The organism is Thiohalocapsa halophila, assembly GCF_016583825.1.
Classification (GTDB): domain Bacteria; phylum Pseudomonadota; class Gammaproteobacteria; order Chromatiales; family Chromatiaceae; genus Thiohalocapsa; species Thiohalocapsa halophila.
The window spans coordinates 24,314-39,110 of sequence record NZ_NRRV01000026.1; the positions used below are offsets into that span (position 1 = coordinate 24,314).

Sequence of the window (14,797 nt, forward strand, 5' to 3'; positions counted from 1 at the left end):
CGATCCCTTAAGGATATCAAGGCGTCTGCCAATTGCATTATCACGCGTCATGCCGACGCGCCCCGGAGATCCGTGCGGGCACGGGCCCGACGCACTTCCTTGGGCATGACAGGTGCTCACGCCCGCCGTGCCGCCGCTGGCGCGCAACCCGGCCCGACACGCGGTCTTACCCGCGGCACTACGCCGCGGGCATCTGGCTGGCTACGTTAGAATTGTCGCAACGCAGCAACGCCAGAGCTTTCTATGTCAGCCCTCATACAGCCACGCACCGACGCGGCCGACCCCACCACCAAGCTCCGAGAACCGGGCGCCGAGCCACCCCTGGCTCCCGCCGGCCCAGACGACGCCGAGCCCATCCCCACCCACCGCCTGCGCGAGATCCCCTACAACTACACGTCGTTCTCGGACCGGGAGATCGTCATCCGCTTTCTGGGGGAGGCCAACTGGCGGCTCATCGAGGAGCTGCGCGGCAGCCGCCGCACCGGGCGCTCGGCGCGCATGCTGTTCGAGGTGCTGGGCGACATGTGGGTGGTGACCCGCAACCCCTACCTCCAGGACGATCTGCTGGAGGACCCCAAGCGCCGCGGCATGCTGGTGGAGGCCCTGGAGCACCGCCTGGACCAGTTCGAGCAGCGCCTGAACGACAACCAGCAGGCCGCCGACCTGCTGGCGGCGGCCCGGGCCTCGGTGAAGCGCTTCGCGGCCCACTTTGAGGCCGACAAGGAGCTGCGCCAGCGCATCACCAAGCGCCTCGCGGGCATCACCCGCAGGGACAACATCAACTTCGGCGGCCTCGCGCGGGTGTCCCATGCCACGGACGCCACGGACTGGCGGGTGGAGATGCCCTTCGTCGTCATCACGCCAGACACCGAGGACGAAGTCGCCCCCATCGTCGCCGCCTGTATCGACTGCGGGCTGCCCATCATCCCCCGCGGCGGCGGCACCGGCTACACCGGCTCCGCGGTACCGTTGGACGCCCGCAGCGCCGTCATCAACACCGAGAAGCTGGAGGCCCTGTCCGGCGTCGAGCGTATGGACCTGCCGGCGAGCGAGGGCCGCGCGGGCCCCGAGAACGTGCCCACGGTGCGCACCGGCGCCGGCGTGGTCACCAAGCGCGTCTCGGAGCTGGCGGACGCCAACGGGCTTGCCTTTGCGGTGGACCCCACCTCCCAGGACGCCTCCTGCATCGGCGGCAATGTCGCCATGAACGCCGGCGGCAAGAAGGCCGTGCTCTGGGGCACGGCGCTGGACAATCTGGTGTCCTGGCGCATGGTCACGCCGGATGCCGACTGGCTGACGGTGGAGCGCCTGGACCACAACCTCGGCAAGATCCACGACGCGGAGACCGTGCGCTTTCGCATCTCCCGCTTTGCCGCCGACGGCAGCACCCCCAAGGGCAAGCCGCAGCTTTTGGAAATGCCGGGCCAAGCCTTGCGCAAGCTCGGCCTCGGCAAGGACGTGACGGACAAGTTTCTCTCTGGCCTCCCCGGCGTGCAGAAGGAGGGCTGCGACGGGCTCATCACCTCCGCCCGCTTCGTGCTGCACCGCATGCCGAGCCAGGTGCGCACGGTGTGCCTGGAGTTCTTCGGCACCGACCTGGACCGGGCCGTGCCCGCCATCGTCGAGGTGAAGGACTTCGTCGACAATCATCCGCAGGTGCAGATCGCCGGCCTGGAGCACCTGGACGAGCGCTATGTGCGCGCCGTCAACTACTCCACCAAGGCCAACCGCCGCGAGCTGCCGAAGATGGTGCTCATTGCGGACCTGGTGGCCGACGACGAGGCGGCCGTCGCCCGTGTGGCCGATGAAGTCATTCGCCTGGCCAATGCCCGCGACGGCGAGGGCTTCATCGCCATCAGCCCGGAGGCGCGCAAGCGCTTTTGGCTGGACCGTGCCCGCACCGCGGCCATCAGCCGGCACACCAACGCCTTCAAGATCAACGAAGACGTCGTCATCCCGCTGGACAAGCTCGCCGCCTACAGCCGCGGCATCGAGCGCATCAACATCGAGCAGTCCATCAAGAACAAGGACGCCATCATGGCGGCGGTGCTGGACTACCTGGCAGGCCCGTTGGAGGAGGCCCGCCCCGCCGGCACCTACGCATCCGAGTCCTCGGACGAAGGGCGCAGGATCCTGAACGCCAAGCGCGAGGCGGCCGTCGAGGTGGTCGAGCGGGCGCGCAACCGCTGGCACCGCGTCCTGGAGCTGCTGGACGCCCCCGCCATCGAGCACATGGACCTACTGCGCGAGCCCGAGCGGCAGCTGGTGCATGCCAAGGACAGCCTGCTGGACCTGATGCTGCGCCGGGATCTGCGCCAGACCTACCGCAAAGAGGTCGCCAAGCCCCTGGACGAGATCTTCGCGGGACAGGACCTGGCCCCGGTGCGCGCCAAGCTCGCCGAGATCCACCGGCAGGTCCGCGACGCCCGCCTCTTCGTCGCGCTGCACATGCACGCCGGCGACGGCAACGTGCACACCAACATCCCGGTGCACTCGGACAACTACGCGATGCTCAAGGAGGCCGACCGCATCGTCGACCTGGTGATGGCGCTCGCCACCGACCTCGGCGGCGTCATCTCCGGGGAGCACGGCATTGGGCTGACCAAGATCGGCTATCTGGAGCCCGAGAAGCTCGACGCCTTCGCACGATACAAGTCGCAGGTGGACCCCAGGGGCCGGTTCAACCCGGGCAAGCTCGCCAAGGACTCCGGGCTCGACGGCGCCTACACCCCGTCACTGCGCCTCGTGCAGCAGGAGGCCATCCTGCTGGAGGAGACCGAGCTCGGCGCGCTCAATGACGACGTCAAGAATTGCCTGCGCTGCGGCAAGTGCAAGCCCAAGTGCATGACCCATGTACCGCGGGCCAACTTGGACTATTCGCCGCGCAACAAGATCCTCGGCACCGGCCTCATCATCGAGGCCTTCCTGTACGAGGAGCAGACCCGCCGCGGGCTCTCCGAGCGCCACTTCGAGGAGATGAACGACGTGGCGGACCACTGCACCATCTGCCACAAGTGCCTGAGCCCCTGCCCGGTGGACATCGACTACGGCGATGTCACCATGCGCATGCGCCGCATCCTGGTGGACCGCGGCAAGAAGCGCACCAGCCCCGGCGCCGCCGCGGCCATGGCGTTCCTGAATACCCAGAATCCCCGGGCCATCAATGTCATGCGCAAGGGGCTGGCGGAGTGGGGCTTCCAGGGGCTGAACCTCGCCAATGCCGTCGCCCGGGGGCTCAAGCTCACCGCCGGCCCCAACAAACAGCCCACCAGCAGCACCGGCGACCCCAACCCCGTCGGCCAGGCCGTGAATCTGGTGAGCCGCTCCATCCGCGTGGAAGTCCCCAAGCGCACCTTCCGCCACGAGCTGGGGCTGGAGGACCGCTCGCGCGTGCCCATCCTGCGCGACCCCAAGCTGGCCGAGGACGCCGAGGCGGTCTTCTACTTCCCGGGCTGCGGCTCCGAGCGGCTGTTCTCCGACATCGGCCTGGCCACGCTCGCCATGCTGTTCGACGAGGGCGTGCAGACCGTGCTGCCCCCGGGGTATCTATGCTGCGGCTATCCACAGCGGGCCGCCGGGCTGGAAGACAGCGGCAAGCAGATCACCATGGACAACCGGGTACTCTTCCACCGGGTGGCCAATACGCTCAATTATCTCGACATCCGCACCGTCATCGTCTCCTGCGGCACCTGCATGGATCAGCTGCTCAAGTACGAGTTCGAGCGCATCTTCCCGGGCTGCCGGCTGCTGGACATCCACGAATTCCTGCTGGAGAAGGACAAGCGTTTGGAGGACGTCACCGGGGTGAAGTACCTGTACCACGACCCCTGCCACACCCCCATGAAGACCTACGAGCCCACCTCGGTCGCAAGCAAGCTCATGGGCCAGCCCGTGCAGCTCTCGGATCGCTGCTGCGGCGAGGCCGGCACGCTGGGCACCGCCCGCCCGGACATCGCCAACCAGGTGCGCTTCAGAAAGTCCGAGGAGATCACCCAGGGCGTGCGCGACTTGACGGGCCAGGACCAGGCCGAGCCGGGCAAGGTCAAGATGCTCACCGCCTGCCCCGCCTGCTACCAGGGCCTCGCCAAGTACGCCGACGAGAGCGGCGTGACCACCGACTACATCGTCGTCGAGATGGCCAAGCACCTGCTCGGCGAAGGTTGGCAGCAGCGGTTCATGGAGCGGGTGAAGGCGGGGGGCGTCGAGAAGGTCTTGCTCTGAACGCTTGACCCGGCAGGGGCGCGGCGTAGCATGGCCAGATGGGGTGCTTGTCGGTCTTGATCATCAATCGGTCCTCGTCGTGGGAGTGCTGTCCTCGGCGCGATCCGCAGGTCATCGCCGCGAAGACGCCGCTCCCAAGGCAGGCAGCCCTGGCCCAGACGTATTTGGCGTAACCCCATCATGGACATGCAAGTGATCAAGCAACTCGTCATCCACACAGACCAAAACGGCGCGATTGTCGACCCACCCCGGCTTCCGGCGAACGCAAGCATCGAGGCAATCTTTCGGGTTGTTGGCGACACCGAGCCCAGCGACAAGGCGCGGCATCGCCGACCTTCGCCACGCATTGCAGGCCAGGGCGGGATCTTTGGGGACTTGATCCATCCGGTGAGCGAGGCCGAAGACTGGGACGCCAATCATTGATCCTGCTCGACACACACATCTGGGTGCGATGGCTGTTGCCGGATGACCCGCTTCCCCCAGGCCTGGTGCAACGCATCGAGACCGCGGAGTCCGTTGGCGTCTGTGCGATCTCCTGCTGGGAGATCGGTATGCTCGTCCAGCGAGGGCGTCTATCGTTGCCGCTCTCCGTCTCCGCCTGGGTCGAAGAGGCTACCGATGGCTCCGGCGTCGAGATTTTGCCCCTAGACTGCGTACCGGCGCACGCCGCCGCAGCGCTGCCGGAGCACCATCGAGATCCAGCGGATCGCCTCATCATCGCGACAGCGATCCACCTAGAAGCAACGCTGATCAGTTTGGACGAGCGATTTCCGGCCTACTTCGACGCATCTCCCGGTAAGGCGCATCTAGTCCAGGCATAGGCGGCAAATCGGCACATCGGCTGGCATCGGTCGCAAGCCAGCTCATAGGCCAGCCCGTGCAGCTCTCGGACCGCTGCTGCGGCGAGGCCGGCACGCTCGGCACCGCCCGCCCGGACATCGCCAACCAGGTGCGCTTCAAAAAGTCCGAGGAGATCACCCGGGGCGTGCGCGACTTGACGGGCCAGGACCAGGCCGAGCCGGGCCAGGTCAAGATGCTCACCGCCTGCCCCGCCTGCCACCAGGGCCTCGCCAAGTACGCCGACGAGAGCGGCGTGACCACCGACTACATCGTCGTCGAGATGGCCAAGCACCTGCTCGGCGAAGGTTGGCAGCAGCGGTTCATGGAGCGGGTGAAGGCGGGGGGCGTCGAGAAGGTCTTGCTCTGAACGCTTGACCCGGCAGGGGCGCGGCGTAGGATGACATCATGATCCAGCTGACAGCCCCAACAGCTGCGCCGCTCCAGGGTCGCATCGACCTAGCCATTCCGCCGGCCATGCGGCTGGATGACGAGCAGCTGTTCGCGTTCTGCGCCGCCAACCGTGATCTGCGCATCGAGCGCAACGCCGATGGAGATCTGGAGATCATGCCGCCGACCGGCGCCGAGACCGGCCACCGCAACGCCGAGCTGGCGCTGGATTTCGGGATTTGGGCACGGCAGGACGGCCGCGGTGTCGTTCTCGACTCGTCCACCGGCTTCCTGCTGCCGAACGGCGCCATGCGCTCGCCGGACCTCGCCTGGATCTTGCGCGAGCGACTGGCCCAGCTCAGCGCGGAGCAGAAGCGCAGGTTCCTGCCTCTGGTGCCGGACCTCGTCGTCGAGCTGGCCTCGCCCAGCGACGCCCCCGAAGACCTGCACGCCAAGCTGCGCGAATGGCGCGACAACGGCGCGCGTCTCGGCTGGCTGATCCTGCCCGACCAGCGAGAAGTCTGGCGTTACACACCGGATGCAGAGCCCGAGCAGCTCCATGCCCCCGACTCCCTCGGCGACCCTGAGCTGTTGCCCGGCCTCGCGCTGCCGATGACGGGCCTCTGGACACCCGCGCTGTAAACCCGTTCGCCCGGCGGGGAGTCCACCGCACCTTGCCTACGCAACGACTGCGGCCCGCGGCCTGCGGCCTGCGGCACGAAAGCCCCGTTTGACCATCCTTGCCCGCGTACCGATACTTGGTCGGAAGGTCGCCGATCCGTGGGCAGGAGCTACCGCCCGCTGCTCGCCACCTCAAAGTCAGCAGCGACCGGGGCGAGACATCGGCAACAGCCAACCTGAGAGCCGCGGCGCCAGCGGCTCCGCATACCAACAGAGCAAGCCGCGTGCGCAAACGCCAGTCTCAGAACCCGAAAAGGCGTCTCGCAGCACCGGACGCCTGGTCGGCGCAGCGACTCGAAGCCCTGCTGCGCCGTGCCAGGTACATCGGCAGCGGGTACCACAAGCGGCGACCCGCAGATTACGGGCTTCAGCCACCGACGAATCCGCGGCCACATAAGTCATTGTGCGATGACCACCGTCCAGTGCCCCTGAAAGAGGCCCAACGGCTGTTCATGGAAGGCGTTCGTCGAGGCATGGTCAGCGCATTTCAGATCGACGATAGACCGAAATACGTGTGGAGCGTCGATGAGGATGGCGAAGTCTACGAGGCAAAATGGGACCGGGATGGCTACCATGGCTATCGGCTCGATCCCTCCAACGAGCAGCACCAGCGCGAGTATGTGCTGCATGCGTGGAAGCAGCGATGAGCAATGATCTCCAGCTCACCATGGACTGGGAACAGCTCGACGCAGGTCCTGCCGAGGAACGCGCTTGCTTTGGAAGGCTTCAAGTCCGGCTCGGGAGCATCGTACTCAGTGAAGGCCAGGACGGCTTCGTCGCCTGTGCACGGACGGGACCACTGGTCTCTGCGTATCCGCTGGCGGAGTGGCTTGCCTGGAACTGGTGGAGGCTGACGGTCGAGCCACGCCCGAACGCGCCCACCTATGAGTGGCAGTCGGCCCATTGCTTATGCACCGTCGGTGCAGGCTACCTGTGGCCGAATATCACCATCCACTCCGATGGGGAGACCACCGTCCTGGCCGCAAGGCCAACCCATCCAACACGTTTGAGCCCCTTCCGGTTCACCGCTGATCAGACTGTCATCGTACCGACGCGGCAATTCGTCGCAGCCCTCGACGAGTTTTTATCGCAGATCCAGGGCAGGCTGCGCGCAGAAGGGCTCGGGGCTACGGATTTCGACAATACGTGGAGCGAGGTTCTGCAAGAACGGGCCACACGGGACGATGCCGCCCAGCGACAGCTCGAGGCGCTGTTGGGCTTTGACCCCGACGAAGGCGATGAGGCGGCGATCAGACAGATCATGCAAGACGCACGAACCCTGGGTCAGCATGCTGTCATGGAACTGGCGGCCGGACATACCCCAGGGAGGATGCCGCCGACTGCGGATCAAATCCAAGACTGGGCGAGACGCTACGGTCATGACACGCAACCGTCCGCGCGGGTCCATCTCACCGGCTTGGACTCGACCAAGCCGCGTCCTCGGCGGGCCTGGCAGCGGGGCTACTCGGCAGCACGGGCGGTTCGGGCGCAGAGTCGACTTGGCGATGGCGCCGTTTCCGATGATCGGCTGGCGGACCTATGCGGCGTATCGCCAAGCCTTCTCGGCTCCACCGAGCACCCACCTCTCGCGTTCGGCTTGGAAGATGAGGCACATAGGCCGGGGCGCATCGTGCTCCGCTCCAGTTATCGCACCGGCCGCCGGTTCGAGCTGGCCCGGCTGCTGGGCGACCGCCTTGCCAGCGGCTGCACCGAGGCGCTGGCCCCCGTCAGCAGCGCGTACACCCACCGCCAAAAGCTCCAGCGCGCGTTTGCTGCCGAGCTGTTGTGCCCGTTCGAGACGCTGGACGCCTTTCTCGACGGTGACTATTCGGAGTCGGCGCAGGATGATGCGGCTCAACACTTTGCCGTGTCGGAGCGGGTCGTCGAAAGACAGCTGGAGAACCATGGACGCCTGGACACCACCGCCCTCGACGATGCAGAGCGCATCGCATCCGTCTGAAGCGTGACCGGCTTCGCGACAACACCGGCACCCTGTTTGAAGAGCTTCGCGCAGCCGCCAGGATCCTCAATCAGCTCCACGAGGCCCACCCCAGTGACGACCTGATGGCACAGTGGCGCGAGCTGATCCGGTGGCTCGGAGATCTGTCTGAGCACGGCCGTCAGATGGCTGTGCTCGGTAGGTTCTCGGGCGGCAAGTCCACGCTCTGTCAAGCGACACCAGGAATTGACCCCATGGCGACACGCCAACGCTCTGGGCTGGTTTGTACGTAACCCACCCAGCGTCGGCAACGATGCGGCAAGAGGCCGGCTTGCTGGAGAGAGATTGCGTGCGCCAGGCTGCTGCCGGTGGTCCGAGCCAGGGACAAGGGACCTGAGGGTCTGAGTCGTCGCTGGACACGAAGCCCGCGCGCTCAAGCGCGCGAGGCCGCGCGGTGCGGCGAATCGAAATGGCTGTGGCGCGTCGTGCGCGGGCGTCGGCGGCTCGCCGCTGCTGCTCGCCAGGCACAAGACCTGCTCTCCCGGCGCTATCGCCATGCCCTCCAGCAGCGCGTTCGGCATCGGCGCCGCGACTCTGCCAACGCCGCGGCCTTCAGCCCAGGAGCTCGACCGGTGTTGCGCAGCCCAACACCGCTGCCCGGCGGGCCAGCCGGCGGTCGAAGGTCACGAACGCGGCTGCCCGCTGGCTACGAGTCAGATGGACTGCATCGGCAAAGTCCATCCCGGCGCTGAAGTGGTCGAGCGCATCCAACAGGGCGTCCCGATCCTCGACGGTCACGTGGCCGATGCCGAGCAATGCCCGCAGCACCCGCTCAATGTCGGCGCGGGGCAGCTCATAGAAGCCGCGCATCACCCATTCGAGCTCAAGCAGAACGGTGGCGCTGACATAGGCCGGCTCGGACAGCGCAGTCACGGCGGCGGGGCGTTGCCGGAGGGCTTGGGGATCGTCCGGATCGTCGATGAAGAAGCGAGCGAGGACATTGGTATCAAGCGACTTCATGACTCTGGATCGCGCTCGCGTGCCAGCAGCGATGCGGGATCGAAGTCATCCAACCGGCGTGGCTTTCCGCGAGCAGGGGCCTTAACCAATCCTGCGAGGTCTGTGACAGCGGATTCGGGAACAGCGCGGGTGATGCGAAGCCGCAGCCCATCCGGCTCCTCGGACAGATCGAGCTTGGTGCCGGCACCGAGTCCAAGCCGTCGGCGAAGCGCAGCCGGTAGGACGATCTGGCCTTTGGAGGAGACGACGACGGTGGTCATGCAGAAGACTCCCGGTGGTGAACTGAAAATCGTCGCCGAGCGTATATAGGCTTACGCGGTAAGTCAAACGACGGGGGAAATCAGGGACGGGAAGTAAGCGGGAAACTCAGGGACGGACCACGAAATCGCCTTGCGCAAACTGCTCCATCAGTCGGACGGAGCCAAGCGCGCGCGCTCGGGCGCCGATGCACGGCAGGAGACGCGTGATCCTCTGGCGGTGCCGAAACGGCCGAAGCCTTTCGACTGGGACCCGACGGCGCGGCCGGAGGTCACCTTCATCAACAAGGATGACGACAAGGCGGACACGGAGCCCTGATCGCGCCCTGCCCGTCTGGGGGCGTCCAGGCGTCGAATTTCATCTTCCGAGCTCTCATCCATCTTCCGATGGAGCAGCAGCCTTCCATGGCGACGTTGTATGTGACCCTGCAAGGCAAGGGCGGGGTCGGTAAGCGCTATTTGACCGCGGCCTTCCCGCAGTGGCTGGTGGAGCAAGGGCGATCGGTGGCGTGCATCGATACCGATACGCTGAACCCGACCCTGCTCCAGTACGCGCCGCTGAAGGCGACCCACCTGAAGCTGTCCCAAGGCCATCCACCAGTCACCATGTGATCGACCCGCGGGCCTTGGCCACGCTGGTGGAGGCACTGATCGAGGGGCAGAACGAGGCGCTTCGGCAAGTGGTAATGCAGACGGCGGCGTTGCTGCGCGGAGAAGCGGCACGTGTAGAGTCCAGGTCGACGGCGGCAGACTCACCCCAAAAACTCACGGCTCCGGCACCGCCCGGACACGTCATTCCGTGGGGATGGCTCTCGGCGGGGATGCTGATGGGGAGCGTGGCAACGGTGGCAATGGCCGTGATCGCCTGGCTTCCGCTCCCGGCGCAGTAGGAAAAGGAACGACGGCGCATCGGGACACGGTTCCTGATCTCCGTCAGCCAGCGCCAAACGCTGTGGCCCCAAGCGGTCGCGCTCCGCTCGCAATCGCCGCTAAACTGTATATACATACAGCTCCGTGACAGACTCTAGCCGGCTACCGACATGGCCGTCGCGTCACAGGGATGCCGCTCGGTCCCGCACTGCCGCCGCCATCTCGAACAAACCACCCTCTACCAAATCGTCCAGCAACACCTGGAGACCTATCTCGCATTCGCAGGCGAGGACGACTGGAACGCGCAGCGCGTGCCGGCCTACGTAGAACGGGAGTTCCGCCGTTATCTGGAATGCGGCATCCTCGCCTACGGTTTCGCCCGTGCCAGATATCCGGACTGCGCGCACGACTTCCTGGTCGCCTTCTCGTGCAAAGGGCGCGGGCTGTGCCCCTCGTGCAACGCCCGGCGCATTGCAGAACCGCGGCGCATCTAGTCGATCATGTCTTCCCGCCGTTGCCGGTGCGCCAGTGGGTCCTCTCGGTGCTCAAACGCCTGCGCTGTTATCTGGAACGCGATCCGCGGGCGATCAGCGCCGTGCTGCATAACGTTTTCGCCACGCTTCGGCACTGACTCCAGCGGCCGTCGTCGCCATCGCCGAGCAGGTACGCGTGCGGGTGCTGCGGTGGTTTGCCCGCAGCGGGCTGATCGAGCGTGATGACGTCCGCGACATGCTCGTGGTAGCCGCCGTCTCTCGCAGGTGACGGCGCAGCCCCACTCGTCTCCCGGCGGCACGCCGCAGCCCCCGCTATCGTCCTCTCCCGAGCCAACCTGGTCACTCAGGGTGGCTTGGATTTCCTATCTGTATCCGTATCCGTATCCGTATCCGTATCCGTCAGGCGTAGATTCCGTGCGGCTGTTCCTCGCGCTGTTCATAGAATAGGCTTCCTTCGCGCGGGATCTTGTCTTTGAGGTCTTGGTTGGCTAGACGATCCCAATGCAGGAGGTCCACCTTGAACACCAGTGGCAGGTCATCGACCTCGTTCCACAGTCGAGCGAACTCCGTGTCGGTCATCCGGGGCGCGAACACCGCGAGATCGATGTCGGAGCCCACCCGCGAGGCGCCCTTCGCTCGGGAGCCGAAGATCAGGACACGCTTGATGTCCGGGTATCGCAGGAAAACGCGCCTGAAATCGGCGCGGATTCGCTCGGACAGTCCGAACGTCATGGGATCTGCCATGCTTCAGCCTCCCGCGCCAGCGCCTGAAACCGCAACAACGCCTTTTCGACGATGAAGGCATACACCTCCTCTGCGAGGCGCTCATCGTAGGTATGGCTGGTGAGGTTGCGGTAGCGTTGGATCTCGCTCCAGAGATTGCCATCGTCGAGAAGTCCGGCCTGCAAGGCTTCCCGCAACGCCTGTCTTGGGGTGTGCGCGTCGATACCTTCTTGTTCGAGGCGGAGCTTTAGCATCTTCCAGGCCAGTTCGTAACAGAACTTGAAGCGTTGGATCACGGCATCGCGGACGAATTCATCGAACGGTTGGGCAACTGCGCGCTCGAGCTGATGCACGCCCTTGAGAAAATCCGCGATGCGCTCGTTCAGGCGCTGTGGATCCATGATGACCTCCATTTGCCATGAAATTGGTCGCGCGCATGATAAGGGTGTGCCCCAAGCGGCACCATGACGACGCCGCTCGGGCTCACCGTCCGGTCCTCGCGATCGGCGTCTGCATGCTAATCGCAGGAAGCGATCTGGATCACGGCCGGCAACACCGATTCGCCTAAACTGGCTAAGCGGGCCAAGCACGACAACGCAAAGCATCGCTACCCAGGAGCACAGCTTGAGCACACTCGTTGATAGCGCCGATGCTCGGACGCACCACCCGCCGGCCCCTGCCTGCCCGCCAGCCTGCACAGCCGCGCACAGCATCCGCGCAGTTCGACGCCGAGCCGCCGCGGGTGCAGGCTCGGCCCTCGCGCTCTTGAGTGGCCTGCTGCTCCCGCCGCAGGCGGCTGCCGCCACCGTGGACCTCCCGCAGGGCATCACGGTGTGGAATATGGACCCGGAACTCGGCTGCGATCTGAGCACCGGCTGCAGCTTTTCGGCCGCCGACATCGGGGTTGGCAGTCACATCACCGCGACCAATCCGGTCACCAACATCGCGGGTGCCCGGACGGCCTATCCACTCGTCGTGACGCTCAGCGGTACCCTCGCTGCCAGCGGCGGGGACAATACCGGCAATCTGTTCTCGTTAGCCTCGGTGGGGCTGCCGGCCGGCGACTACCCGGATGAGGACGGCGGCACCAGCCTGGTGAACGCACAGGCCTTCGTCAACGGCGCCGCCGTGACCCTGTCCAACAGCGCCGCCCTGACGCAGAGCGATGCGCCGGCCAGCGGCCTCACCATCGCTCAGCAGGACCAGACAGCCTATGCGGTCAGTGGCGCCGGTGCGCTGATGGCCGCATCCATCGGGTCCGATGGATACGCCGACGGCAACAAGAATCCCGATTCCGACAACTTCAACGGCGGCGACGGCGGCGCCATCGATGTCTCGGTCTCCGGGTCCGGCTCGCGGCGAGCGCTGGCTCCATGGGCGATCTACGCCCGTTCGAGACCGGCAGCGTCAACGCCTCCTACCCGGGCGCTCCGGGCGAGGTAACGGTAAGCAATGCGGGAAGCATCGAGACAGCGGGCGCGATGGCCATCGGCATCACCGCGCTCGCCGTCGGCGGCTCGACCATCCTCACCAACGCGGCCACCGGCGGCACCAATGTCCTCGGCAACAGCACGAGCCAGGACTTCGACGCCTTCGGCGGCGAGGCCGTCACCGTCGACAACAGCGCGTCTACTGGTAGCCGCCGTCCCCTGCGGGTGGCGGTGCCGAGCGCCTTCGTCTTGCCGCCGTCCGGCATGACCCAGAGCCCGCTCCAGCACGCCACTTCGGTCCCCCACGAGCGTCGCGCGAGGTCGCTCCGCCATGTTTCCGGTCCTTGACCTTACATCCAGAGCCCCGCTACCGTCCTGCCTCAGCGCCGGGCTAGACCAACCAGGGCGGCTTGGATTTCCTATCCGTTCCACTGCCGCCCGGGCCTGCTGCTCGCTGGCCTTGGCCTTCTGCACGTTCGCCTTGGCCTCGTCCCAGGCGGCCTTGGCCTGGTCGAAGGCGGTCTGGGACGTATCACCCTTGTTGATCAGCGCCGCCTGGCGCTCGAAGTCCGCCTGCTTGTCCTCCAGCGCCGCTGGCGGCGACATCTTCTGCCGGCGCCGCCGCGAGCTGGCCCTGGGCTTGCTCCAGGTCCGCCTTGTACTGGTCCTGCTCGATGCGGTAGGGGACCGGCCCCTTATCCACCGCGGAGCCCTGCTCGAAGGCGACATCCTCCAGGAAGCCCTCCGCCCGCGCCTTCAGGTCCACGGACTGGATGGCCTTGATGTCGCCAATGAAGCGCGCGCTCTTGTCCACCGCCTGGGTCTCCACGGCGGCGACCACGACGGCGGGCGGCGGCTTGGCGCCCTGGTCGTCGGAGCACTGGGCGGGCGGCACAGGCGCGCACGTTGCGGCATCGGCCGCCCGCCCCTAAACTTTTCGGGATGTTACACCACCTGGGGTGTATGCCGATGCGCACCAAGATTGCTCTGGATGACGACCTCGTGCAGGAGGCAATGGCTGTCTGCGGCGCCAAGACGAAGCGCGAGGTGGTGGACCGCGCGCTGCGGGAGATGGTCGCCCGGGCCAGGCGACTGAATCTGATGGATCTGTACGGCTCGGACGGCATCGATCCGGACTATGACTACAAAAGGGTCCGGAGCGGGGACGACTGAGCTTGCACCTGGTCGATACCTCGGTCTGGATCAACTTCTTCCGGGCGGGGGAAACACCGGCCGTGCGCCGGCTGAAGACGCTGCTTCAGACGGACGCCGATGTCTGCATCACGGCGCAGATCCTTCAGGAGATTCTCCAGGGCACGCGCGACGAAGCCCAATTCGAGAAGTATCTGAAATACTTTTCGAGCCAGCCGATGCTGCACCCCCGGAACCCCGTCGGCTGCGCGATCGCCGCCGCACGCATCTACTTCGACTGTCGGCGGCGCGGTCTGACGGTGCGCTCGGCCAACGACTGCATCATCGCCCAGGTCGCGCTGGAGCACGACGCGGTCCTGCTGCATGACGATGCCGATTTCGCGCAGATCGCCAAGGATGCCGGGGCGAGCACATCGGCGAGAAGAACGACGCCCCGGGCGAGCGACTCATCGAGCTGGCGCACTGGGCACGCGATGTCGCCGTGCCCGACAAGCTCGATGCCGCCGAGCGCGAATACACCCGAATCAGGCGCCTATTGACCCAACCGACGTTGCGGCAGTTACCGACGGCGGTCACCGCGTTCTGGCGGGCCGTCGCTGAAGCCAGGGGGAGGCAGTCGACCCTGTTCGCGGATCGCCTCGACGAGGGCCTGGGCGGTTGCGACGCCGACCGCATCAAGGCGGGGTGGCAAGTCCTGCAAGCGGGCGGTCAGATCGCACATCCGGAGATTAGGCCGCGGATTGCAGCGTTGCAGGATGAGCTGGGATCGCTGCGCGCATGACC

General features: G+C 66.2%; 18 protein-coding genes and 2 pseudogenes. 15 read left to right on the forward strand and 5 right to left on the reverse strand.

All coding sequences use genetic code 11. From position 1 onward, the window contains the following. Positions 1-243: 243 nt before the first annotated feature. The 7 genes and pseudogenes from CKO31_RS12230 to CKO31_RS12260 all read left to right on the forward strand — a co-directional run bounded on the left by CKO31_RS12230 (position 244) and on the right by CKO31_RS12260 (position 8,089). Entirely contained in the window at positions 244-4,221 is a 3,978-nt protein-coding gene (locus CKO31_RS12230; protein ID WP_207148001.1) for a DUF3683 domain-containing protein, read from the forward strand. A 180-nt stretch (positions 4,222-4,401) separates the two neighbouring features. Next, positions 4,402-4,644 carry a hypothetical protein gene (locus CKO31_RS12235; protein ID WP_200237696.1) on the forward strand — a complete coding sequence of 81 codons (243 nt, stop codon included), beginning with the start codon at positions 4,402-4,404 and terminating at the stop codon, positions 4,642-4,644. Continuing rightward, complete coding sequence (locus CKO31_RS12240; protein ID WP_200237699.1) at positions 4,641-5,042, forward strand: type II toxin-antitoxin system VapC family toxin; 402 nt, start codon at positions 4,641-4,643, stop codon at positions 5,040-5,042. The genes CKO31_RS12235 and CKO31_RS12240 overlap by 4 nt, the downstream gene beginning before the upstream one ends. 14 nt (positions 5,043-5,056) lie before the next feature. Continuing rightward, positions 5,057-5,428, forward strand: a pseudogene (locus CKO31_RS27515) (DUF3400 domain-containing protein); the annotation flags it as partial. A gap of 38 nt (positions 5,429-5,466) precedes the next feature. Next, positions 5,467-6,090, forward strand: a complete 624-nt coding sequence (locus CKO31_RS12250; RefSeq protein ID WP_200237701.1) for a Uma2 family endonuclease — start codon at positions 5,467-5,469, stop codon at positions 6,088-6,090. Between the two features lie 461 nt (positions 6,091-6,551). Continuing rightward, positions 6,552-6,776, forward strand: coding sequence for a hypothetical protein (locus CKO31_RS12255; RefSeq protein WP_200237703.1), 225 nt, complete (start codon positions 6,552-6,554; stop codon positions 6,774-6,776). Further along, positions 6,773-8,089, forward strand: a complete 1,317-nt coding sequence (locus CKO31_RS12260; RefSeq protein ID WP_200237705.1) for an ImmA/IrrE family metallo-endopeptidase — start codon at positions 6,773-6,775, stop codon at positions 8,087-8,089. The genes CKO31_RS12255 and CKO31_RS12260 overlap by 4 nt, the downstream gene beginning before the upstream one ends. A 591-nt stretch (positions 8,090-8,680) precedes the next feature. On the opposite strand, the gene CKO31_RS12265 is transcribed toward CKO31_RS12260, so the two are convergent. Both CKO31_RS12265 and CKO31_RS12270 read right to left on the reverse strand, forming a co-directional pair. Further along, positions 8,681-9,088 (reverse strand): type II toxin-antitoxin system VapC family toxin, encoded by a 408-nt coding sequence (locus tag CKO31_RS12265; protein ID WP_200237707.1) that lies wholly within the window; start codon positions 9,086-9,088, stop codon positions 8,681-8,683. Beyond that, the gene (locus CKO31_RS12270) at positions 9,085-9,348 is read right to left on the reverse strand and encodes an AbrB/MazE/SpoVT family DNA-binding domain-containing protein (RefSeq protein ID WP_200237709.1); all 264 of its coding nucleotides are present in this window, start codon (positions 9,346-9,348) and stop codon (positions 9,085-9,087) included. The genes CKO31_RS12265 and CKO31_RS12270 overlap by 4 nt, the downstream gene beginning before the upstream one ends. A 130-nt stretch (positions 9,349-9,478) precedes the next feature. Here CKO31_RS12270 and CKO31_RS12275 point away from each other — a divergent pair, with 130 nt between their 5' ends. From CKO31_RS12275 to CKO31_RS12285, 3 genes and pseudogenes are all read left to right on the forward strand, one after another. After that, complete coding sequence (locus CKO31_RS12275) at positions 9,479-9,664, forward strand: hypothetical protein (protein WP_200237711.1); 186 nt, start codon at positions 9,479-9,481, stop codon at positions 9,662-9,664. An 86-nt stretch (positions 9,665-9,750) separates the two neighbouring features. Next, entirely contained in the window at positions 9,751-9,957 is a 207-nt protein-coding gene (locus CKO31_RS12280) for a P-loop NTPase family protein (protein WP_200237714.1), read from the forward strand. A 428-nt stretch (positions 9,958-10,385) separates the two neighbouring features. After that, positions 10,386-10,816: pseudogene (locus CKO31_RS12285) on the forward strand (transposase zinc-binding domain-containing protein); the annotation flags it as partial. Between the two features lie 292 nt (positions 10,817-11,108). Here CKO31_RS12285 and CKO31_RS12290 read toward each other — a convergent pair. Both CKO31_RS12290 and CKO31_RS12295 read right to left on the reverse strand, forming a co-directional pair. Continuing rightward, positions 11,109-11,453 carry a nucleotidyltransferase family protein gene (locus CKO31_RS12290; RefSeq protein ID WP_200237719.1) on the reverse strand — a complete coding sequence of 115 codons (345 nt, stop codon included), beginning with the start codon at positions 11,451-11,453 and terminating at the stop codon, positions 11,109-11,111. Then, entirely contained in the window at positions 11,438-11,833 is a 396-nt protein-coding gene (locus CKO31_RS12295; RefSeq protein ID WP_200237722.1) for an HI0074 family nucleotidyltransferase substrate-binding subunit, read from the reverse strand. Before CKO31_RS12295 ends, CKO31_RS12290 begins: the two co-directional genes overlap by 16 nt. A 364-nt stretch (positions 11,834-12,197) precedes the next feature. On the opposite strand from CKO31_RS12295, the gene CKO31_RS12300 reads away from it, so the two are divergent. Continuing rightward, entirely contained in the window at positions 12,198-12,875 is a 678-nt protein-coding gene (locus tag CKO31_RS12300; RefSeq protein WP_200237725.1) for a hypothetical protein, read from the forward strand. Between the two features lie 38 nt (positions 12,876-12,913). Continuing rightward, a complete protein-coding gene (locus CKO31_RS12305; RefSeq protein WP_200237728.1) occupies positions 12,914-13,210 on the forward strand; it encodes a hypothetical protein in 297 nt (98 codons plus the stop codon). Between the two features lie 184 nt (positions 13,211-13,394). Here CKO31_RS12305 and CKO31_RS12310 read toward each other — a convergent pair whose 3' ends face one another. Next, positions 13,395-13,757, reverse strand: coding sequence for an efflux RND transporter periplasmic adaptor subunit (locus tag CKO31_RS12310; RefSeq protein ID WP_200237731.1), 363 nt, complete (start codon positions 13,755-13,757; stop codon positions 13,395-13,397). Between the two features lie 74 nt (positions 13,758-13,831). On the opposite strand from CKO31_RS12310, the gene CKO31_RS12315 reads away from it, so the two are divergent. Genes CKO31_RS12315 through CKO31_RS12325 form a run of 3 tightly spaced genes read left to right on the forward strand, consistent with a single transcriptional unit; the run spans position 13,832 to position 14,795 of the window. Continuing rightward, the gene (locus CKO31_RS12315; protein WP_200237734.1) at positions 13,832-14,035 is read left to right on the forward strand and encodes a type II toxin-antitoxin system VapB family antitoxin; all 204 of its coding nucleotides are present in this window, start codon (positions 13,832-13,834) and stop codon (positions 14,033-14,035) included. A gap of 2 nt (positions 14,036-14,037) precedes the next feature. After that, positions 14,038-14,553 (forward strand): type II toxin-antitoxin system VapC family toxin, encoded by a 516-nt coding sequence (gene vapC / locus CKO31_RS12320; RefSeq protein ID WP_200237736.1) that lies wholly within the window; start codon positions 14,038-14,040, stop codon positions 14,551-14,553. Next, positions 14,496-14,795 (forward strand): hypothetical protein, encoded by a 300-nt coding sequence (locus CKO31_RS12325; RefSeq protein ID WP_200237739.1) that lies wholly within the window; start codon positions 14,496-14,498, stop codon positions 14,793-14,795. Before vapC ends, CKO31_RS12325 begins: the two co-directional genes overlap by 58 nt. Positions 14,796-14,797 lie beyond the last annotated feature (2 nt).